This is a genomic window from Parapontixanthobacter aurantiacus (assembly GCF_009827635.1).
GTDB lineage: Bacteria > Pseudomonadota > Alphaproteobacteria > Sphingomonadales > Sphingomonadaceae > Parapontixanthobacter > Parapontixanthobacter aurantiacus.
The window spans coordinates 1,398,235-1,416,535 of record NZ_WTYW01000001.1; the positions used below are offsets into that span (position 1 = coordinate 1,398,235).

Consider the following 18,301-nt stretch of genomic DNA (forward strand, 5'->3'; position numbering starts at 1 on the left):
CGCCGCCGGATTGGCATGATCCGCATTTGCCGTTATGGGCGATGCGCATCGGGCGGTTCGCACAGGGGGATCAGGCATCGCCACCGACCGGTATGGCGATCAGCTTTCGTTAAGGCCGATCGCGCCATTCGCCGGTCTTCATTCGCCCTCGCGGCCAGACATTCATGAGTTGGACGATCATCGCGTGTTGAACAGTTTCTCGAAAAAAGCCTTCATTGCAGCCGTATTTGCAGGAACCGGCATGACGCTGGCGACGGGCCAGTCGCTGGCTCAGGCCGTCGCACCCGTCGCCGAAGCCACGACCCAAACGAACACTGAAGCGCCCGAAGCCACTATGCCCGAAGCTGCTTCGCCAGCTGCGCAAGCTGCCGATCCGCTCGGCCTTGGTGGCGAGGTCCGTTTGCTCGGGAACAGCGATCCCAACGTCCGGACCGCGACTGCCATCGTCAACGGGCAGGTGATCACGGGAACCGACATAGACCAGCGCGTGGCGCTGGTCACTGCGTCCTCCGAAGGGGAAATACAGCCCGACGAAATGGAACGGCTGCGGCAGCAGGTATTGCGCAACCTGATCGACGAGACCCTGCAGATACAGGCCGCCGAAGTGCAGGAACTGCCCGTCTCGGACGAGGAAGTGGAAGCAAGCTACCAGCGGCTCGCGCAGCAGAATTTCGGCGAAAGCCCGGAATCGATGGACACTTATCTGAGGCTGATCGGTTCTTCGCCCGCTTCGCTGAAGCGTCAGATCAAGGGCGAAATGGCCTGGTCGCGCCTCGTGCAGCGCAATGTCTCGCCCTTCGTCAACGTGTCTGCCGAGGAAGTGAACGAGCAGTTGCAGCGGCTCGAAAGTTCGCGCGGGACAGAGGAATACAGGCTCGGCGAAATCTATTTGTCGGCGACACCGCAGAATCGTGAAGCGGTCTTGCAGAACGCGCAGCGGATCATCGAGCAATTGCGGCAGGGCGGCAGCTTCGTTGCCTATGCAAGGCAGTTCTCCGAAGCATCGACGGCGGTCGTCGGCGGCGACCTCGGCTTCGTGCGGCTGGCGCAATTGCCTCAGGAAATCGCGAGCGTCGCTGCGACCCTGCAACCGGGGCAGCTGAACGGGCCGATCGAGATACCGGGCGGCTATTCGATCGTATATCTGATCGACAAGCGTCAGGTTCTGACGGCCGATCCCCGCGATGCGGTCCTGTCGCTGAAGCAGATCTCGATCTCCTTCGCACCGGGCGAAAGCCAGGCTTCGGCCGAAGAGCGCGTCCGGCGCTTCTCTGAAGGAGTGAAGGAAATCCGCGGTTGCGGCGATGCCGAACGCGCGGCGGCGGAACTCGGCGCATCCATTGTCAACAACGACCAGATCAACGCGCGAGCGCTTCCCGAAACGCTGCAGAGCATCCTCCTGGACTTGCAAATCGGACAGGTCACGCCGCCCTTCGGCACGGTCGAGGACGGTGTGCGTGTCCTCATGTTGTGCGGACGCGACGATCCTGTCGCTGCGGAAGGACCGGATTTCGAAGCGGTCATGTCCCAGCTCGAAAACGAGCGCATCGGCAAGCGCGCGCAGCGTTACCTGCGCGACCTGCGCAACGATGCCTATGTCGAATATAATTGAGTACTCCTGACGCCCAGCTTCTGGCCCTGACGATCGGCGATCCTGCCGGTATCGGGCCGGAACTGGTCGCCGAATGCTGGCGAGCCTGTCGCGAGGATCAGACTGCTCCCGCCCTGGTCGTAGTTGGTTCGAGCGAAACACTGAAAGCGGCCGCCCAAACACGCGGCTTTGCCCTTCCCTGTCGCAGCCTTGAAAGCGTGGCCGAGGCGCGGGACGTCTGGCCCGATGCCCTGCCAGTCCTCGAGCTAGGCTCACCCGAATTCGCACCGGGCGAACCCTCAGCTGAAGGGGCCGAATTTGCTTTGCGGTCGCTGGAAACAGCAACGCGACTGGCGCTGGACAATGAAATCGCTGGCGTCGTCACCGCGCCGATCGCCAAGGACAATCTGGCAGCTGCGGGTTTTCGCTTCGCAGGACAGACGGAGTTCTTCGCCGGTGCGTGTGACATCGCCGAAGAGGATGCGGTCATGATGCTTGCCGGACCGCGCTTGCGCACCGTCCCGATGACGGTGCATTGCGCCTTGGCGGACGTGCCCCGGCGTCTTTCCGTGGAAACAATCGTTCGCCGCAGCGTCATTGTCGCCGAGGCCTTTCAAACGGATTTCGGCATCGAGCGACCGCGGCTCGCGGTAGCGGGTCTCAATCCCCATGCGGGAGAGAATGGCCGATTCGGCGCGGAAGAGATCGAGATCATCGTGCCCGCCATTGCCGCGCTCAAAGAACGAGGTATCGACGTTTCCGGGCCGCATCCCGGCGATGCGCTGTTTACCCCGCGTGCGCGCGAAACCTACGACGTCGCGATCGCCATGTATCATGATCAAGCGCTCATTCCCCTCAAGGCACTCGACTTCGACGAGGGCGTGAACGTCACTCTCGGCCTTCCGATCGTGCGGACCTCGCCCGATCATGGGACTGCCTTTTCAATCGCTGGAAAGAACCTCGCCGACCCCGGTGCCATGCTCGCGGCCGTGCGAATGGCGTCCCAGATCGCGGCGATCCGGCAGGCGCAGTAATGACATTTTCGGCGTCGGGCGAGGTCGGATGAGCGTGCCGGAACTTCCTCCTCTGCGCGAAGTCATCGCGCGCCACGGGCTTTCGGCATCAAAGGCTTTGGGACAGAACTTCCTGTTCGATGCGCAATTGCTGGACCGGATCGCTGCGATACCCGGCGATCTCGAAGGCAGAGCCGTGCTCGAAGTCGGGCCCGGTCCCGGCGGACTGACCCGCGCGCTCTTAAAAGCCGGGGCGCGCGTCACCGCCATCGAAATGGACCGCCGCTGCCTGCCGGCGCTTGCCGAACTGGCCGAGGCATTTCCGGGCAGGCTCACGGTGATCGAGGGCGATGCGATGTCGCTTGATCACGATGCCCTCATGGGTGAGAAATATGCGGTCGTCGCCAATTTGCCGTACAATGTCGGTACCGCCCTGTTCACGCGGTGGCTCGGCGGAGCGAAGGGGATTGAGGATACGTGGCCGCCGCGCTGGTCCTCGCTCACCCTGATGTTTCAGGAAGAGGTCGCGCGCCGCATCGTTGCCCGCCCCGATACGCCGGCCTACGGACGCCTGTCCGTGCTCGCGCAGTGGCGCACCACCGCAACGCTGGCGATGAAGGTTCATCGCAGCGCCTTCACGCCGCCGCCCAAGGTGATGAGCGCCATCGTGCATGTCGAACCCTCGACCATGCCGGAAGGCGTCTCGGCGAGAGTCCTGGAAAGCGTGACGCAGGCCGCCTTCGGTCAACGCCGAAAGATGCTGCGCCAAAGTCTCAAGCCGCTTCCGAGGGCCGTAGAGGCACTCGACGCGCTGTCCATCGATCCCCGGCGCCGCGCGGAAACGCTATCGGTGGACGAATTCGTTGCCATCGCACAAAATCTGACCTGATATCGGGCGCTTGCCTTACTTGCCGCGATTGGTCATGGAGCGGCGATGGACATTCTCGCACTGCTGACCGATCCGGCAGCCTGGCTCGCCCTCCTGACCCTCATCGCGCTCGAAGTCGTTCTGGGTGTCGACAACCTCATCTTCATTGCGATCCTGTCGAACAAACTGCCCGAGCATCAGCAGGCGAAGGCGCGGCGCATCGGTTTATCGCTGGCGCTGATCATGCGCATCGGCCTGCTCATGCTGATCGGGTGGATCGTGACGCTGCAGACGCCGCTCTTCGACCTGGGTATCACGGGCGCGCCGAACGAATATGGCGAACCGACCTTCGAAACAGCATTTTCCGGGCGCGACCTCATTCTGCTGGCAGGCGGCCTGTTCCTGCTGTGGAAGGCGACTAAGGAAATCCATCACTCGATGGAGCCGGAGGATAATAGCGGCGACCTGCTCGACAAGACGCCATCCATGGCCGATGCCGCAAAGGCAAGCTTCGGCTCAGTCATCGCGCAGATCATCGCCATCGACCTCGTTTTTTCGATCGATTCCATCCTGACCGCGGTCGGCATGACCGACGAGATTCCGATTATGGTCACGGCCGTCGTCATCACCGTCGGCGTGATGATGATCGCTGCGGACCCCCTCGCCCGCTTCATCGAGAAGAACCCGACGCTCGTCATGCTGGCGCTCGCCTTCCTCGTGATGATCGGCGTCGTCCTCATCGCCGACGGCTTTGGGTTCCACGTGCCCAAGGGCTACATCTACGCCGCGATGGGCTTCTCGGTCGGCGTCGAGCTGCTCAATATGGTTCAGCGCAATCGCCGGGCGGCGGCACGGGCCGCCACGGCGCAGGGCTAAGGAGAAAGCGGCCTAGCTGGTCGCTTTCTTGCGCAGCCGCCATTGGTGCAGCAGCGGCTCCGTATAGCCCGAAGGCTGCTCGACGCCCTTGAATATGAGATCCTGCGCCGCCTGGAAGGCCGGCCCGTCCTCGTTTTCCAATAGCGGTTCGTATAGCGGATCGCCCGAATTCTGCTCGTCCACCTTGGCTGCCATCCGGCGTAGCGCCTCCATCACCTGATCGCGGGTGACGACCTCGTGGAGCAGCCAGTTGGCGATATGCTGCGAGGAAATGCGCAGGGTCGCGCGGTCCTCCATCAGGCCGACATCGTTGATGTCCGGCACTTTGGAGCAGCCGACGCCCTGATCGACCCAGCGCACGACATAACCCAGTAGCCCCTGGCAGTTATTGTCCAGTTCCTCGCGAATTTCCTCTTCCGACCAGTTCGTTCCCTCGGCCAGCGGAATGGTCAGCAACTCGTCGAGCTTCGCTGCATCGGGCAGACCCTTTTGAATCTCGAACACGTCCTCTGCGTGATAGTGAAGCGCATGGAGCGTCGCGGCGGTCGGGCTCGGCACCCAGGCGGTATTCGCGCCGGCGCGCAAATGCCCGATCTTCTCGATCATCATCTGCCCCATGAGGTCGGGCGCGGCCCACATGCCCTTGCCGATCTGCGCCCGGCCCGACAGGCCGTGAGCAAGGCCGATCCCAACATTGCGCGCTTCGTAAGCCTTGAGCCAGGCCGAGTTCTTCATCTCGCCCTTTCGCATCATCGCACCGGCCCGCATCGAGGTATGTATCTCGTCGCCGGTGCGATCGAGGAAGCCGGTGTTGATAAAAACGATGCGGTCCTTCACCGCCCGGATGCACGCGGCGAGATTGGCCGACGTGCGCCGTTCCTCGTCCATGACGCCCACCTTGATCGTGTTGCGCGTCAGGCCGAGCAAGTCCTCGACGGCATCGAACAGGTCATTGGTGAAGGCACATTCCTCCGGCCCATGCATCTTGGGCTTCACGATATAGATGCTGCCCTTGCGGCTGTTGCGCGTATCGGTCCGCCGTTCGACGTCGAGCGCGCCGATGGCGGAGGTGAAGACCGCGTCCATCAGCCCTTCGGGTATCTGCGTTCCGTCCGGCAGGCCGATCGCCGGATTGGCCATGAGATGCCCGACATTGCGCACGAACAGAAGGCTGCGACCCGGCAGCGTCTTTTCCCGCCCCTCCTTGTCCGTGTATGTCTTGTCCTTCGACAAAGTCCGGGTCATCGAGGAGCCGCCCTTGTCGAAAGTCTCCGACAGGTCGCCGCACATCAGGCCGAGCCAGTTCGAATAGGCAGTCAGCTTGTCCTCGGCATCGACCGCCGCGACCGAATCCTCGAGATCGACGATGGTCGTCAGCGCCGCTTCGAGAACGATGTCGGAAATACCCGCCTTGTCCGTCTTCCCAATCGGGCTCGTCCTGTCGAACACGACCTCGATATGCAGCCCGTTATTGCAAAAAAGCCGTCCTTTTTCCGTGCGCCCGACATATTGCTGCTCGTCCTTCAGCGCGATGCCATCTGCATCGTCGAGATCGCTCCAGCCGCCCGAGGCGAGCGGCACGGTCTCGTCGAGGAATTCGCGTCCCCGCTTGATGACCGCCGCGCCCCGTTCCTCGTCATAACCGCCTGGCTTTGCAGGCGGCGCATTGAGCGCATCCGTACCGTAGAATGCATCGTACAGGCTGCCCCACCTTGCATTGGCGGCATTGAGAACGAACCGCGCATTGAGCGAGGGCACGACGAGTTGCGGCCCCGCCATCGTTGCGATTTCGGGATCGACATTCTCGGTGCCGATAGTGAAGTCGCCCGGTTCGGGCACGAGGTAGCCGATCTCTTCGAGGAACGAGCGGTAAGCCTTCGCATCGTGCGGCTGACCCGTTCGCGCCAGATGCCATTCGTCGATCTTCGCCTGCAATTTCTCGCGCTTTTCGAGAAGCGCCTGGTTACGCGGAACGAACTTCACCAGCAGCGAGGCAAAACCTTTCCAGAATTCCTCCACGTTTCGGTCGAGCGGGCCGAGGACTTCCTCCTCCATGAAGCGCGCCAGGGCGGTGTCCACTTTAAGTCCGGCTTTCTCGACTGTCTGGCTCATGATCGTCCTTTGTCCTGTTGCGTTTGCACACCGGCCTAAAGGAGCGGAGGACGCAGGACAAGCAGCGGGCGGGACTTGGGTTTGCGCAATTTGCAGGGTAAGGCGCGTAACGATGACAGACGTAACGGAACCCGAAAAACTGGTCGGCGCAATAGATGCCGAGGCGATGCTCGCACAGGTGCAAACTTGGAGCGCGATCAACACAGGAACCGCGAATCTCGGAGGACTTAAGAAGCAGGCGGAACTGCTGGCCGACGCCTTCGCCGTGCTGCCGGGCGAAATCGAACTGGTCGAGCCTGCCCCCGTGACGGCCATCGCCCCAGACGGGAAGGAGTTCGAGAAACCGCATGGCAGGCACCTCGTCCTGCGCGTGCGTCCCACGGCGAACAGGCGCTTCATCCTGACGGGTCACATGGATACCGTCTTCCCCGAAGATCATCCCTTTCAGGATCAGACGTGGCTCGACGAGGAAACACTGAACGGACCCGGCGTCGCCGACATGAAGGGCGGCCTCGCGGTTATGCTTCACGCGCTGATGGCCCTCGAAGACAGTGCGGCGGCAAGGGCGATCGGTTACGACGTTATGATCAATTCCGACGAGGAAACGGGTTCGCTTGCTTCCTCCGAACTCATCGCAGAGCTCGCGACCGGCAAGTTTGCGGCGCTGACCTACGAGCCTGCTGCCCTGCCCGACGGCACGCTCGCCCATGCGAGGGGCGGCACGGGCAATTATTCGATCACCTTTACCGGCAAGAGCGCCCATGCCGGCCGCAATCCGCAGGACGGGCGCAACGCCATCGTCGCCGCTGCCGACATGGCGGTGCAATTGAAGGCGCGCGAACACGCCGAATTGTCGGTCAACCCCGCGAAGATCGAGGGCGGCGCTGCTAACAACGTCGTTCCCGATCATGCCGTTCTGCGCTTCAACATCCGACCGAAATCAACCGAGGCGATGGAGAGTTTCGATCAATATATCAGCGATCTATCGCGCAACATCTCGAAAATTCATGACCTCGACGTCCATGTCCATGGCGGAGTGACGAGGCCGCCGAAGCCGGTGGATGCAAGGGCGCAGAAGCTGTTCGAGCTCGTAAAACGGTGCGGAGCGGATCTCGGTCAGAAGATCGGCTGGCAGGCGACCGGCGGCGTGTGCGACGGCAACAACATCGCGGCGTGCGGCGTCCCGGTCGTCGATACGATGGGCGTGCGCGGCGGAGCTATCCACTCGCCCGACGAATATCTCATCGTTCCCTCGCTCAAGGAACGCGCCGCCCTCTCGGCCCTTGTGCTGCACCGCCTTGCCACGGGTGATGCGCTATGACCTTTCGACTGCGCGCCGCCCGGCTGGAGGACATCGAGCCGCTTTACGAGATGGCGAAACTGACCGGCGGAGGGTTCACCAACCTCCCTGCCGACCGCGATGCCCTAACCGCGAAGATCGAGCGGTCGACCCGCTCCTATGCGCAGGAAACGGACGGAACATTGCGCGACGAGCTGTTCGTGCTGGTCCTCGAGAATGTCGAGACGCGGCAAGTCCGCGGCACCTGCCAGATCTTCACGCAAGTCGGTCAGCAATGGCCGTTCTATTCCTATCGCCTGACGACCCTGACCCAGCACAGCCAGGAACTCGATCGCACCGTGCGCGCGGAAATGCTGAGCCTCGTCACCGATCTCGAAGGATGCAGCGAGGTGGGCGGCCTGTTCCTCCACCCCAACGAGCGCGCGGGCGGCCTCGGCATGCTGCTGGCGCGCAGCCGCTATCTGTTCATCGCGATGCATCGCAAACGGTTCGCCGAACGCATCCTTGCCGAGCTTCGCGGCATCATCGATGAGCGCGGCGGTTCGCCTTTCTGGGACGGAGTTGCGGGCCGCTTTTTCGGCATGAGCTTTCAGGAAGCGGACTATTTCAACGCGATCAACGGCAACCAGTTCATCGCGGACCTCATGCCCAAGCACCCGGTCTATGTCGCGATGCTGTCCGAGACGGCCCGCACCGCGATCGGCGTCCCGCATCCTTCAGGGCGGGCGGCCATGCGGATGCTGGAGAAGGAAGGCTTCTCCTATGACGGTTATGTCGACATCTTCGACGGCGGCCCGACCATGATTGCGCGGACGGACAATGTCGAAAGCGTGAAGGCAGCGACGGGCGCGGGGCTCGAACGGTGCAATCTCGAAAAGGGCGAGAAGGCAATCCTGGCAGCTGGGGAGTTGGAAAATTTCCGGGCTTGCTACGGCGCCAAGGAAACAGAGGGCGATGACGGCCTCGCCATCGACCCGCAAAGCGCCGATATTCTCGATGTGAAAAGCGGGGAAATGGTCTGGAGCGTCGGGCGATGAGTGCGAGCGCCCGCCTCGTCGAGATCAATTTCGACGGACTGATCGGACCCAGCCATAATTACGCCGGCCTCAGCCTCGGCAATATCGCCAGCGCCAGCCACAAGGGCGAAATCTCCTACCCGCGTGCAGCGGCGCTTCAGGGTCTCGCGAAGATGCGGGCCAACATGAAACTGGGACTGGCGCAGGGGTTCTTCCTGCCGCTGAAGCGTCCCAATCCTTCCATGATCGACGCCTTGCGGATCGAGGGTTCGGGCGATACCGCCTTGCTGGCGGCAGCCTGGTCGGCAAGCTCGATGTGGACCGCCAATGCCGCGACTGTTTCGCCGGCCCCCGACACCGTCGATGGTCGCTGTCACCTGACGCCCGCCAATCTCGTGACCATGCTGCACAGAGCACAGGAATGGCCCGAGACAAAGCGCCAACTCGCGCTCGCCTTCGGGAACGAGAACCATTTCACCGTTCACGATGCCGTTCCGCCGACTTTCGGCGACGAGGGCGCGGCGAACCACATGCGGTTTTGCGAAAGCCATGATCTGCCAGGCGTCGAAGTCTTCGTCTACGGCCGACCCGGCGGCAAGTTTCCCGCCCGCCAGCACGAACAGGCGAGCCGCATCGTTGCGCGCCGCCATGGGCTCGATCCGGCACGCTGCGTCTTCATCGAGCAGAGCCCGGCCGCCATCGAAGCGGGTGCTTTCCACAATGACGTCGTCTCCGTCGCCAACGAGCGGGTGCTGTTCACCCACGAACTGGCTTTTGCGGACCGCGAACAGGCTTACGATGCCATTCGGGCCGCTTTTCCGCCGCTCGAAATCGTCGAAGTACCTTCGGACCGCGTAAGCCTTGAAGAAGCGATCGCGACCTATCTGTTCAATGCGCAGCTCGTCAGCCTTCCGGAAAAGGCAGGCATGGCGCTGATCGTGCCCCTGGAATGTCGCGAGAGCGAAGCCGTGTGGAGCTGGTTACAGGATATGCTGGCAGGCAACGGTCCGATAAGGCAGGTCGTGCCGGTCGACGTCCGGCAGAGCATGGCGAATGGCGGCGGCCCGGCATGCCTTCGCCTGAGGGTGGTTGCCGATCCGCAAACGGTCGATCAGCGCTTCCTGCTCGATGAGGAAAAGGCCGACAAGATCGCCGACATCATCGAACGGTTCTGGCCCGAGGCTATGGCGCCGGACGAAATCGGCGATCCTGACCTTGCCCGGCGGGTGGTGGCGGCGAGGCTGGCCCTGCTTGAAACACTTTCCCTCACCGAACTAAGTTAACGCGCTGGACACCATCTGCCCCCCGCTTACAATGCGAGGCACATTAACCATCAATCGCTCCAAGCCGCGGAACTTGAACGGTTTTTCAGCGTCGATGCGTTAAGGAAAGGGAATTGATGCTTCGCAAAATCGGCAGGTTGTTCGTAATTAAGACGCGCTTCGAAGCGTTCCTGATTATCTACGCCCTCGCTCTTGGTGCAATGACCCGTGGAATCGCCTATCTCGACCAATATCCCGGCTTTGGCGGCTGGTTGCTGGTGACCGCGTGTTCGGGTGCCGTCTTCATGGCGGGCGCTAAGATCCTCGATTGCCTCAAATACGAGCAGGCCGAACGCGCAGCGCAGGAAGCTGAGAAAGCGCAGGACAGCTCGTCACGCTGAACTCCGCTATCCGTCAACAATCTGTTGACATTTATTAGTCAACGTAATATTGACCCGTCCGTCAAGAATATGTTGACGAGGTCAGTTATGCAAATCAACGAAGAAAAAGCAATTCGCAGCGCGACGGCAGCGGTCGTTCTGGATTGGGCCGAGCGACGAGAACCGCCAGTCACCGGCGAAACGGCCGAAGGATTGCGCGAAGCGATCGAGGTCGCCCATCTGGTTGCGGAGGAAGGGCGCGAAGGACTTGCGCGCTGGGTCGATGCCGGCAGGCGCGCAGGACTTAGCTGGAGCGAAATCGGAGACACGCTGGGCATTTCCAAACAGGCCGCGCAACAACGCTTCAAACCGTCGGACAGCGAGTTCGATGGTAGCCCCGATGTTAAGAACGCGAACATAGTCGTTCGCACCGGAGCCAGCGCTTTTCACGAAATGAGGATACTTGAGGAAGAAGGCCAACAGGGGCGCGAACTCATCGATATGGGAGTTCTGAAACTCGTCTTTCGGCAGACCGACACGAACTGGGAATATCGCCGGAAGATCGGCCAGTCGCGGATGATCGCGGCCATGCAGCAGGATGGCTGGCAGCACGCTTCGGTGTGGCTGCCCTTCCACTATTTCAAGCGACCGCTTTGAGTTGAAACCGGCGGGCGATATGGAAGGGAATGAAGGTGGGGGATTCTGTTGCTAGGCTCCCCCGAGCCCCCGGTATCCCTTCTGTTGCCCGGTGGGTCCAACCGCGCTTAAGCTTTGTAATGTCAGGCCGCTAGGCCATCAATTACGCTGCAATAGCGAGTGCTTCGTTGTCGTTTGCACTTATAAAAATGAGCCTTATTCGGGTTACTCAGCCCGGGCAAAAACGATGCTTTTCAACACACGTCGATCCTAGTTCGGCCCCGTCAGAAGTCCCGCTTTCGCGGGTTTTATGGTGGAGCCGCCGGGTACTGCCCCCGGGTCCGTTGCGTCTATTGCACACCGCAGTTTATCGCCATAGTCGGCCCGAAAGCCGACAATTCCCTATATAGGGAGGGTGCGCTTAATGTGAAGTGAAAGCGTTCGGTACGCGGGCAGATGAACCGGGTCGCAGGTTTGACACTGCGCGCCATGCCTTCCCCTTCGTCAGCTTTTCCCGGCTTCTCCGCCTTTCAATTCCGCCAGTATCTTCTTCAGCACGTCCAGTTGGGGATCGGTAGGCACCTCCGGGTTCTTGGAACTATCTTCCGTCTCCGCCTGCTTGGCCTGAATTTCCTCCGTAACGCGGTTTACGCTACGCACGAGAAGGAACAGAGCGAAGGCGACGATCAGGAAATTGATCATCGCGGTGATCAGCGCGCCGTAGCCTATCATGGCGACACCGGCTTCCTTGAGCTGCTCGTAATTATCGACAGCGCCATCATAGCCTTCGGGAATGTCGCCGAGCAGCAGAAACCAGTTCGAAAAATCGATCTCGCCGAAGATCCATCCGATCAGCGGCATCAGAACCGACTCGGTCAGTTGAGTGACAATTCCGCTGAACGCCGCCCCGATCACGACGCCCACAGCCAGATCGATGACGTTGCCCCGCGCGATGAACTTCCTGAACTCGCTTCCCAGTTTCATGCTGATCTTCTTCCCCAATTGCCTGTGCGGTTTCATTTGCCCGTAAGAATGAAGAGGTTCAAGCGGTGCATTACCGACCGCTTGTGCTTGAACCGAGCGTCGGGTGTGCTATCCTGCCAAGACACTTATCGAGGGAACCGACCGTATCATGTACCGCATCGCTGCCTTTCGCACCGCGCTCGTCGCCTTGGCCGCTCTTACCTTGTCGGCCTGTGGGATAAACTCGGTCCCGACGAAGGAAGAGGCGGCAAAGGCTGAATGGGCAAACGTTCAGAGCGCGTATCAGCGCCGGGCAGATCTCATCCCCAATCTCGTCGCCTCGGTCCGCGCCTCCGCCGCGTCCGAAGAGGACATTCTGACACAGGTCATCGAGGCGCGCGCGCAGGCGACGCAGACGACCATCGACGCCGACAATCTGGGAGATGCCGATCAGTTCCGTCAGTTCGAGGCTGCGCAGAACAATCTCGGCGGCGCGCTGTCGCGTCTGATGGTGGTGGTCGAGCGCTATCCCGAGCTGCAAAGCCAGCAGCGTTTTGCCGACCTGATGGTCGCGCTCGAAGGAACGGAGAACCGCATCGATACCGCGCGCACCCGCTACAACGAGGCGGTGCGCGACTACAACACGACCATCCGCACCTTCCCCGACACGATCGGCGCGAACATCATTCACGGTGCCGAGCCGATGGAGACCTTCCAGGCCGAAGCCGGTGCCGATCAGGCCGTCGATGTCGATTTCGGCGACATGGACCCGGCCAATCGCGACAACTGAAGCGCCTTTCAGCGGGCCGCGCATGTTCCGCCTCATCGTCCTTTGCCTCGCGCTCGCCTGGAGCATGGCGCCTGCCTTTGCGCAGGATTATCCGCCCCGCCCGGCCGGCCCGGTCTATGACGGGGCGGATCTCATTCCGCCGAGCGAGGAAGCCGCGCTCGACCGGCGTCTGCGCGACTACAATGCGCAAACCGGGCGTGCCATCGTAGTCGCGACCGTGCCCTCGCTCGAGGGGAACGACATCGATCTCTATTCCCGCGGACTGGCCGAGGAATGGGGTATAGGCGGCGCGGAAACCGAGGAAGGCGTCCTCCTTTTCGTGGCGCGCGACGACCGCAAGATGGCGATCAAGACCGCACGGGGCGTTCAAGGCCGTCTCACCGACATTTCGAGCGGCCGCATCATTCGCGAAACGCTGCGCCCGGCCTTTCGCGAAGGCGACTTCGCGGGCGGCATCGATGCAGCGGTCGACCGGATCATCGAACGATTGGACCTCGAACCGGCGCAGGCCGAGGCGATCGCAGAAGCCGAGGCTGCTGCGGAACGAGAACGCCAGAGCGAAGGCGGCTTTCCCATCGGCGCGCTCGTCTGGCTCGCCTTCATCGGCTTCTTCTTCATCGCACCCATGTTCGGCGGCGGCCGCAGGCGGCGCTATCGCCGCGGCGGAATGGGCGGCGTCGTAGGCGACATCATCCTGTGGGAGGCGGGCAAGGCGATTGCCCGCGGCATTTCCGACAATGACGACTGGGGTGGCGGCGGTTTCGGCGGCGGCGGCTTTGGTGGCGGTGGGGGCGGCGGCTTCGGCGGTTTCGGCGGCGGGGGCGGCGGCTTCAACGGCGGCGGCGCGAGCGGAGGCTGGTAACTCATGCGCTATCTCGCACCATTGGGACACGAACAGGTCTCGCGCGCCGTAGCCGAGGCGGAAATGCAGACCTCCGGCGAGATCGTCACTGTGCTCGCCGAACGCTCCGACGGGTATAGCGATCTTGCCCTTCTCTGGGCGATCGCGCTCGCCTTTACCGCAATGAGCGTCTTCGCGTTCGTCCCGGCCCCGTTCCTCGACTTCTATGATCGGCTTGCCGGCGGGTGGGAGCACGAATGGACGACCGGCCAGCTCGCCACTGCGACCATCGCTCTCGGTCTTGTCACCTTCGCCCTCGCCTGGGCTGCACAATTGTGGCAGCCCCTGAAGTTCCTCCTCGTTCCGGGCCGCGTGAAGACGATGCGCGTTCACGACCGCGCCGTGGCCCTGTTCAAGGTCGGCGCCGAGCGGCGCACGCATGGGCGTACCGGAGTGCTGATCTACCTGTCGATGCACGAACATCGCGCGGAAATCGTCGCGGACGAGCCGATCGCCGCCAAGGTGTCCGCCGAGACGTGGGGCGAAGCGATGGCCGACATGCTCGAACATATCAGGGAGGGTTGCGTTGCCGACGGGCTGGTGGCCGGGATTGGCGACGTCGGCGCGGTCCTGGCGGAACATTTCCCCCGCCACGCAGATGACGAGAACGAATTGCCCGACCGCCTGATCGAAATTTGATGACCGAGCCCGTTCCACCTGCCGACGATCACGGGACCGATCCCGACATGGACAAGCCCGAAGAGGTGATGTGGCAGGGCCGCTTCGTCACGATGAAGAGGAAAGGCCGCTGGGAATATGCCAGCCGCGCGCGCGGTATCCGTGCCGCAGCGATCATCGCGCTGGACGAAGGCCACGTGATCCTCGTCTCTCAATACCGCATGGCGCTCGGCAAACGATGCCTCGAAATCCCGGCGGGTCTCATTGGCGACGATGACGGCGAAGAGGGGGAAAGCCCGGAGGTCGCCGCCGCGCGCGAGCTGGAGGAGGAAACCGGCTATCGCGCCGAGCGCTTCGAAAACCTTGGCCTGTTCTATTCCTCGCCCGGCATGGTCAGCGAAGGATTCACGCTGCTACGTGCTCACGGTCTCGAAAAGGTCGGCGAAGGCGGCGGAACCGATAGCGAGGACATCGCGGTGCATCGCATCGCTCTCGACGCGCTGCCCGATTTCGTGAAGAGGTGGCGCGAAGCGGGTCACGCGGTCGATGTGCGACTGGCGATCCTGATGGGCAGCAATTTTCTGGGAGAATGACATGACGGGACGGGTTGCAGGCAAGCTGGCACTGGTGACGGGCGCGGCGCAGGGTCTGGGCCGGGCTCACGCCATGCTCCTGGCGCAAAACGGCGCCCGCGTGCTGTGCACCGATCTGAACGGTGACGGCGCGGAAGAGACCGCGCGGCTCGTCAACGAGGAATGTGGGTCCGACACGGCTTTCGGGATGCAGCATGACGTGACCGATCCCCACGCATGGGAAGAGGCGGTCGATGGCGCGCGCGATAAGCTGGGCGGGCTCAACGTCCTCGTCAACAATGCCGGCATCGGGGTCGCGGGCAATATCGAGACCTGCGATTTCGATGACTGGAAGCGCTGCTTCTCGATCAATGTCGATTCGATCTTCCATGGTTGCCAAAAGGCACTGCCGCTGATGCGCGAGCACGCCCCCGGCTCGATCATCAACATCTCGTCCATCGCCGGCCTCATCGCCAGCGAGCGGATGCCGGCCTACAACTCCTCCAAGGCAGCCGTGTGGATGCTGACGAAATCGATCGCGCTTCATTGCGCGAAGAAGAACATGAATATCAGGTGCAACTCGGTGCACCCGACCTTTGTCGATACGCCGATCCTCGACGGCACGGCGCGCAATGCCAATCTCGACAAGGACGTTCTTCTGGAAAAGCTGGCACGGCAGATCCCGCTCCAGTTCGTCGGCGAGCCGAACGACATTGCCAATGCAGTGGTCTATCTTGCGAGCGACGAGAGCCGCTTCATGACCGGCGCGGAACTCAAGCTGGATGGCGGCATATCGGCGATGTGACTGGAACTGCTGAGGCTATTACGCCGGACTTTCCGTTCGGGAAGGAAGCAGATTGTAATGAGCGTGCGTAAGTGCCAAAATTCCCCAGTATATAATTCCGATAAATTTGAAGCCGTCTTCGATGAGACCATACCACGGCCAGATCAGCTCCTCATCGAAACCTGCGAGCTCAATCGCAAAGTCGCTTCCCGCACCTAAAGCAAGGAAACCGAAAGCGGCGGCAGAAATCAAGGGGGTTTTGAGCAAGATCGTAGCTTGTGTCACGCCGTATAACAGGACTGCGACAACCAGAATCACTAGCGCAAATTTTTCGGACAGCCCGAGTTTCTCGGGAGCTAAATATTCGTGCCACATGAATGCGTCATCGAAACAGAGATACATGGTCAGCAGGAAAGAGCTGACAGCGAACCGCTTTTCCTTGGGATTGTGTGCTATGATTGCGAACAGGAGCCAAACGCCCGCTGCGAGTGCCCACAGAATGATGCCGCCGGTGGACAGAAATCCAAAGACAGGACTGACATCAGCGACAGCGGCAACGTCGCGCGTAAACTGCCCGCTCGAAACTCCGCGCATTTTTGTCAACATGGCGACGAGGCCGATTGAAAAGGCGGCTACAGCCAGGCCGATGACGTTCAATTTTAAGACGAAACTGCGCAAAATCCGGCTTCCCCAAGACCATGATTGTGAGGCCGGTGCCGGTTGGTGAATAGACGATAGGTCGTACGTTCAACAATTCGTCAGCCCTGAGGATCGTTACTTTGCATGACGCGGACCTGCAACGTCACGGCCGAACTTCTCCTGTCTCAAATCGGGACTGTCGGTTGTCGTTATTCGAAGCAGATTTCTCCTTAGATAAACCCTCGAAACGCCTGTAATTCATCAGCAAAAAGGGCGCGGGGTTGCCCGCCCGCGCCCTCTCAATCCGTGATCAGGCCGATCGCGAGGTAAATCAGGATAAACGTTCCGAAGCTGATAAGTGCGCCCAGCACGAAGGCGATCCGCACCATCATTGCGTCGATCCCAAAGTAATTTGCTATTCCGGCGCATACCCCCATCAGCTTGCCCCGAGCCTTGTCGAGGCGGAAGGTGTTGGCAGGCGCCCGACTGCCGTTTTTATTGTTCCTCAGATCGTTCATGCGAGCATTCCCGAACCTGCGGCATTGGGTACGGCGGGTGCGATGGCGACTGCAAAGAACAGGGCCGAAATGGCGAGCGAGGAGACGGCTGCGACGAGCTTGCTGCTATAGTCATTGAACGAGAACATTAGGTTTTTCCTTTCGTTTGCGACCCGCAAAACCATTTCTGCGGGCCATGCCCAGACTATTGCAGGGGGCGTGCCAAACTCGAAAACCTAAGCATTCTTGCGGTGTCTGAACCGAGAGCGTCATTCGCCGTCATTCATCAATGCGCAATGTTGGGATTTTTCGCCAAGTGTTGGAAATGCGCTTTGCGGTAGCAAGGCGGCTGGCAGCGGCTTAGAGCAAGACAGCCCATGACGCTCGACCGAATTTCCCTCGAAACGTTCCGAAACCATGCCGCGACCTCGCTCGAGGGGACGGGGCGCTTCAATCTGCTCGTCGGAGAAAATGGCGCCGGCAAGACGAATATTCTGGAGGCCTTGTCGCTCCTCGCACCGGGTCGCGGTTTGCGGCGCGCGGCGCTCGCCGACATGGCAGGACAGGACGGAGCCGGGGGGTTCGGAATCGGTGCAAGCCTCGTTCCTGCTGACGCGTCAGGACCTGCCGCGGAGCCGGTGCGATTGGGAACCTTCACGCAAGCTGCGCAGCCCGGCCGCAGACACGTGCGGATCGATGGCTCGGCCAGCAGCGCGGTCGCGCTGGGCGAATGGCTGTCGGTCGGCTGGCTTACTCCCGCGATGGATCGCCTGTTCGCGGACAGCGCCGGGGCGCGGCGGCGCTACATGGATCGGCTGGCCGTGGCGATCGATCCGGGTCATGCCGCCCATGCCGCGCGGTTCAGTGCGGCCTTACGCGAACGCAATCGCCTGCTGTCGGCTGAACGCGCGCCCGAAGCTGCCTGGCTCGACGGGATCGAGGCCCAGCTTGCGCGGCACGGAGCGCTACTGACGGAAGGGCGCGCGCGCCTCGTCGCCGGACTGACGGAAGCGCTTGCCGAAGCGCCGGCAGAGCCATTCGCGCGCCCCGCCCTTTCCCATCGCGCCGGAGGTCCGCTCGGGGAAAAAGACTTGCTGACGGCCTTGCACGAGGAGCGGGCGAAAGCGCGCCGCGCGGGGCGGACGCTGACCGGTCCCCATCGCGACGAGCTGGACGTTGTCTTCGCCGCCAAGAACGTCGCAGCGGCGCAATGTTCGACGGGCGAACAGAAGGCCATGCTGATCGCGATGACGCTGGCGCATGGTCGCCTTGCGCAGCAGGGCCGTGCGAGCATCCTGTTGCTGGACGAGGTGGCGGCGCATCTCGATCCGCTTCGGCGCGGCGCGCTGTTCGAGAGGCTGGCCGAAGGTTCGGCACAAATCTGGATGACGGGGACGGAGATGGCAGCGTTTGAAGCCATCCTTCCGCAGGCGTCGGTCTGGCGCATCGCGGAAGGCCGGGCGATCCCTGTTTGACGACCGCT

General features: G+C 61.8%; 20 protein-coding genes and 1 other RNA gene. 15 read left to right on the forward strand and 6 right to left on the reverse strand.

From position 1 onward, the window contains the following. Positions 1 to 241 precede the first annotated feature (241 nt). Genes GRI38_RS06845 through GRI38_RS06860 form a run of 4 tightly spaced genes read left to right on the forward strand, consistent with a single transcriptional unit; the run spans position 242 to position 4,348 of the window. Entirely contained in the window at positions 242 to 1,612 is a 1,371-nt protein-coding gene (locus tag GRI38_RS06845) for a peptidylprolyl isomerase (protein WP_160682117.1), read from the forward strand. Next, complete coding sequence (gene pdxA / locus GRI38_RS06850) at positions 1,609 to 2,625, forward strand: 4-hydroxythreonine-4-phosphate dehydrogenase PdxA (RefSeq protein ID WP_160682118.1); 1,017 nt, start codon at positions 1,609 to 1,611, stop codon at positions 2,623 to 2,625. The genes GRI38_RS06845 and pdxA overlap by 4 nt, the downstream gene beginning before the upstream one ends. Positions 2,626 to 2,659: 34 nt before the next feature. After that, positions 2,660 to 3,493 (forward strand): 16S rRNA (adenine(1518)-N(6)/adenine(1519)-N(6))-dimethyltransferase RsmA, encoded by an 834-nt coding sequence (gene rsmA, locus GRI38_RS06855; protein WP_160682507.1) that lies wholly within the window; start codon positions 2,660 to 2,662, stop codon positions 3,491 to 3,493. 45 nt (positions 3,494 to 3,538) lie between these two features. Next, positions 3,539 to 4,348 carry a TerC family protein gene (locus GRI38_RS06860; protein ID WP_160682119.1) on the forward strand — a complete coding sequence of 270 codons (810 nt, stop codon included), beginning with the start codon at positions 3,539 to 3,541 and terminating at the stop codon, positions 4,346 to 4,348. A 12-nt stretch (positions 4,349 to 4,360) separates the two neighbouring features. Here GRI38_RS06860 and GRI38_RS06865 read toward each other — a convergent pair whose 3' ends face one another. Then, positions 4,361 to 6,460, reverse strand: coding sequence for a malate synthase G (locus GRI38_RS06865; RefSeq protein ID WP_160682120.1), 2,100 nt, complete (start codon positions 6,458 to 6,460; stop codon positions 4,361 to 4,363). Between the two features lie 112 nt (positions 6,461 to 6,572). Between GRI38_RS06865 and GRI38_RS06870 the strand changes: the two genes are divergently transcribed. The 5 genes from GRI38_RS06870 (at position 6,573) to GRI38_RS06890 (ending at position 11,075) form a co-directional block, all read left to right on the forward strand. Further along, positions 6,573 to 7,781 (forward strand): hydrolase, encoded by a 1,209-nt coding sequence (locus GRI38_RS06870; protein WP_160682121.1) that lies wholly within the window; start codon positions 6,573 to 6,575, stop codon positions 7,779 to 7,781. Continuing rightward, positions 7,778 to 8,797: an arginine N-succinyltransferase gene (locus tag GRI38_RS06875; protein WP_160682122.1), complete on the forward strand. Its 1,020-nt coding sequence runs from the start codon at positions 7,778 to 7,780 to the stop codon at positions 8,795 to 8,797. The genes GRI38_RS06870 and GRI38_RS06875 overlap by 4 nt, the downstream gene beginning before the upstream one ends. Continuing rightward, positions 8,794 to 10,059: an N-succinylarginine dihydrolase gene (locus tag GRI38_RS06880; protein WP_160682123.1), complete on the forward strand. Its 1,266-nt coding sequence runs from the start codon at positions 8,794 to 8,796 to the stop codon at positions 10,057 to 10,059. The genes GRI38_RS06875 and GRI38_RS06880 overlap by 4 nt, the downstream gene beginning before the upstream one ends. 116 nt (positions 10,060 to 10,175) lie before the next feature. Then, positions 10,176 to 10,439 (forward strand): hypothetical protein, encoded by a 264-nt coding sequence (locus GRI38_RS06885; protein ID WP_160682124.1) that lies wholly within the window; start codon positions 10,176 to 10,178, stop codon positions 10,437 to 10,439. Positions 10,440 to 10,526: 87 nt separating this feature from the next. Then, complete coding sequence (locus GRI38_RS06890) at positions 10,527 to 11,075, forward strand: hypothetical protein (protein ID WP_160682125.1); 549 nt, start codon at positions 10,527 to 10,529, stop codon at positions 11,073 to 11,075. A gap of 70 nt (positions 11,076 to 11,145) precedes the next feature. On the opposite strand, the gene ssrA is transcribed toward GRI38_RS06890, so the two are convergent. Further along, positions 11,146 to 11,489, reverse strand: a transfer-messenger RNA (tmRNA) gene (gene ssrA / locus GRI38_RS06895). 69 nt (positions 11,490 to 11,558) lie between these two features. Next, a complete protein-coding gene (gene mscL / locus GRI38_RS06900; protein ID WP_160682126.1) occupies positions 11,559 to 12,038 on the reverse strand; it encodes a large conductance mechanosensitive channel protein MscL in 480 nt (159 codons plus the stop codon). A gap of 148 nt (positions 12,039 to 12,186) precedes the next feature. Between mscL and GRI38_RS06905 the strand changes: the two genes are divergently transcribed. The 5 genes from GRI38_RS06905 to GRI38_RS06925 are packed head-to-tail and all read left to right on the forward strand — an operon-like array spanning position 12,187 to position 15,703. Continuing rightward, the gene (locus GRI38_RS06905) at positions 12,187 to 12,807 is read left to right on the forward strand and encodes a LemA family protein (RefSeq protein ID WP_160682127.1); all 621 of its coding nucleotides are present in this window, start codon (positions 12,187 to 12,189) and stop codon (positions 12,805 to 12,807) included. A gap of 22 nt (positions 12,808 to 12,829) precedes the next feature. Beyond that, positions 12,830 to 13,669 carry a TPM domain-containing protein gene (locus tag GRI38_RS06910; RefSeq protein WP_202389845.1) on the forward strand — a complete coding sequence of 280 codons (840 nt, stop codon included), beginning with the start codon at positions 12,830 to 12,832 and terminating at the stop codon, positions 13,667 to 13,669. Between the two features lie 3 nt (positions 13,670 to 13,672). Next, a complete protein-coding gene (locus tag GRI38_RS06915; RefSeq protein ID WP_160682128.1) occupies positions 13,673 to 14,347 on the forward strand; it encodes a TPM domain-containing protein in 675 nt (224 codons plus the stop codon). Continuing rightward, positions 14,347 to 14,919 (forward strand): NUDIX hydrolase, encoded by a 573-nt coding sequence (locus GRI38_RS06920; protein WP_160682129.1) that lies wholly within the window; start codon positions 14,347 to 14,349, stop codon positions 14,917 to 14,919. Before GRI38_RS06915 ends, GRI38_RS06920 begins: the two co-directional genes overlap by 1 nt. 1 nt (position 14,920) lies before the next feature. Next, positions 14,921 to 15,703 (forward strand): SDR family oxidoreductase, encoded by a 783-nt coding sequence (locus GRI38_RS06925; protein ID WP_160682130.1) that lies wholly within the window; start codon positions 14,921 to 14,923, stop codon positions 15,701 to 15,703. A gap of 18 nt (positions 15,704 to 15,721) precedes the next feature. On the opposite strand, the gene GRI38_RS06930 is transcribed toward GRI38_RS06925, so the two are convergent. The 3 genes from GRI38_RS06930 to GRI38_RS06940 form a co-directional block, all read right to left on the reverse strand. After that, the gene (locus tag GRI38_RS06930) at positions 15,722 to 16,360 is read right to left on the reverse strand and encodes a hypothetical protein (protein WP_160682131.1); all 639 of its coding nucleotides are present in this window, start codon (positions 16,358 to 16,360) and stop codon (positions 15,722 to 15,724) included. Between the two features lie 260 nt (positions 16,361 to 16,620). Next, the gene (locus tag GRI38_RS06935; protein ID WP_160682132.1) at positions 16,621 to 16,839 is read right to left on the reverse strand and encodes a PspC domain-containing protein; all 219 of its coding nucleotides are present in this window, start codon (positions 16,837 to 16,839) and stop codon (positions 16,621 to 16,623) included. Then, on the reverse strand, positions 16,836 to 16,967 hold the full coding sequence (locus GRI38_RS06940; RefSeq protein ID WP_160682133.1) for a recombination protein F: 132 nt from the start codon (positions 16,965 to 16,967) through the stop codon (positions 16,836 to 16,838). The genes GRI38_RS06935 and GRI38_RS06940 overlap by 4 nt, the downstream gene beginning before the upstream one ends. A 228-nt stretch (positions 16,968 to 17,195) precedes the next feature. Between GRI38_RS06940 and recF the strand changes: the two genes are divergently transcribed. Further along, the gene (gene recF, locus GRI38_RS06945; protein WP_160682134.1) at positions 17,196 to 18,293 is read left to right on the forward strand and encodes a DNA replication/repair protein RecF; all 1,098 of its coding nucleotides are present in this window, start codon (positions 17,196 to 17,198) and stop codon (positions 18,291 to 18,293) included. Positions 18,294 to 18,301: the final 8 nt, after the last annotated feature.

Coding starts and splice junctions, on each gene's coding strand:
- GRI38_RS06845 (WP_160682117.1), top strand. CDS start 242: ATGACGCTGGCGACGGGCCAGTCGCTGGCTCAGGCCGTCGCACCCGTC.
- GRI38_RS06860 (WP_160682119.1), top strand. CDS start 3,539: ATGGACATTCTCGCACTGCTGACCGATCCGGCAGCCTGGCTCGCCCTC.
- GRI38_RS06865 (WP_160682120.1), bottom strand. CDS start 6,460: ATGAGCCAGACAGTCGAGAAAGCCGGACTTAAAGTGGACACCGCCCTG.
- GRI38_RS06870 (WP_160682121.1), top strand. CDS start 6,573: ATGACAGACGTAACGGAACCCGAAAAACTGGTCGGCGCAATAGATGCC.
- GRI38_RS06875 (WP_160682122.1), top strand. CDS start 7,778: ATGACCTTTCGACTGCGCGCCGCCCGGCTGGAGGACATCGAGCCGCTT.
- GRI38_RS06880 (WP_160682123.1), top strand. CDS start 8,794: ATGAGTGCGAGCGCCCGCCTCGTCGAGATCAATTTCGACGGACTGATC.
- GRI38_RS06885 (WP_160682124.1), top strand. CDS start 10,176: ATGCTTCGCAAAATCGGCAGGTTGTTCGTAATTAAGACGCGCTTCGAA.
- GRI38_RS06890 (WP_160682125.1), top strand. CDS start 10,527: ATGCAAATCAACGAAGAAAAAGCAATTCGCAGCGCGACGGCAGCGGTC.
- mscL (WP_160682126.1), bottom strand. CDS start 12,038: ATGAAACTGGGAAGCGAGTTCAGGAAGTTCATCGCGCGGGGCAACGTC.
- GRI38_RS06905 (WP_160682127.1), top strand. CDS start 12,187: ATGTACCGCATCGCTGCCTTTCGCACCGCGCTCGTCGCCTTGGCCGCT.
- GRI38_RS06910 (WP_202389845.1), top strand. CDS start 12,830: ATGTTCCGCCTCATCGTCCTTTGCCTCGCGCTCGCCTGGAGCATGGCG.
- GRI38_RS06915 (WP_160682128.1), top strand. CDS start 13,673: ATGCGCTATCTCGCACCATTGGGACACGAACAGGTCTCGCGCGCCGTA.
- GRI38_RS06920 (WP_160682129.1), top strand. CDS start 14,347: ATGACCGAGCCCGTTCCACCTGCCGACGATCACGGGACCGATCCCGAC.
- GRI38_RS06925 (WP_160682130.1), top strand. CDS start 14,921: ATGACGGGACGGGTTGCAGGCAAGCTGGCACTGGTGACGGGCGCGGCG.
- GRI38_RS06935 (WP_160682132.1), bottom strand. CDS start 16,839: ATGAACGATCTGAGGAACAATAAAAACGGCAGTCGGGCGCCTGCCAAC.
- GRI38_RS06940 (WP_160682133.1), bottom strand. CDS start 16,967: ATGTTCTCGTTCAATGACTATAGCAGCAAGCTCGTCGCAGCCGTCTCC.
- recF (WP_160682134.1), top strand. CDS start 17,196: ATGACGCTCGACCGAATTTCCCTCGAAACGTTCCGAAACCATGCCGCG.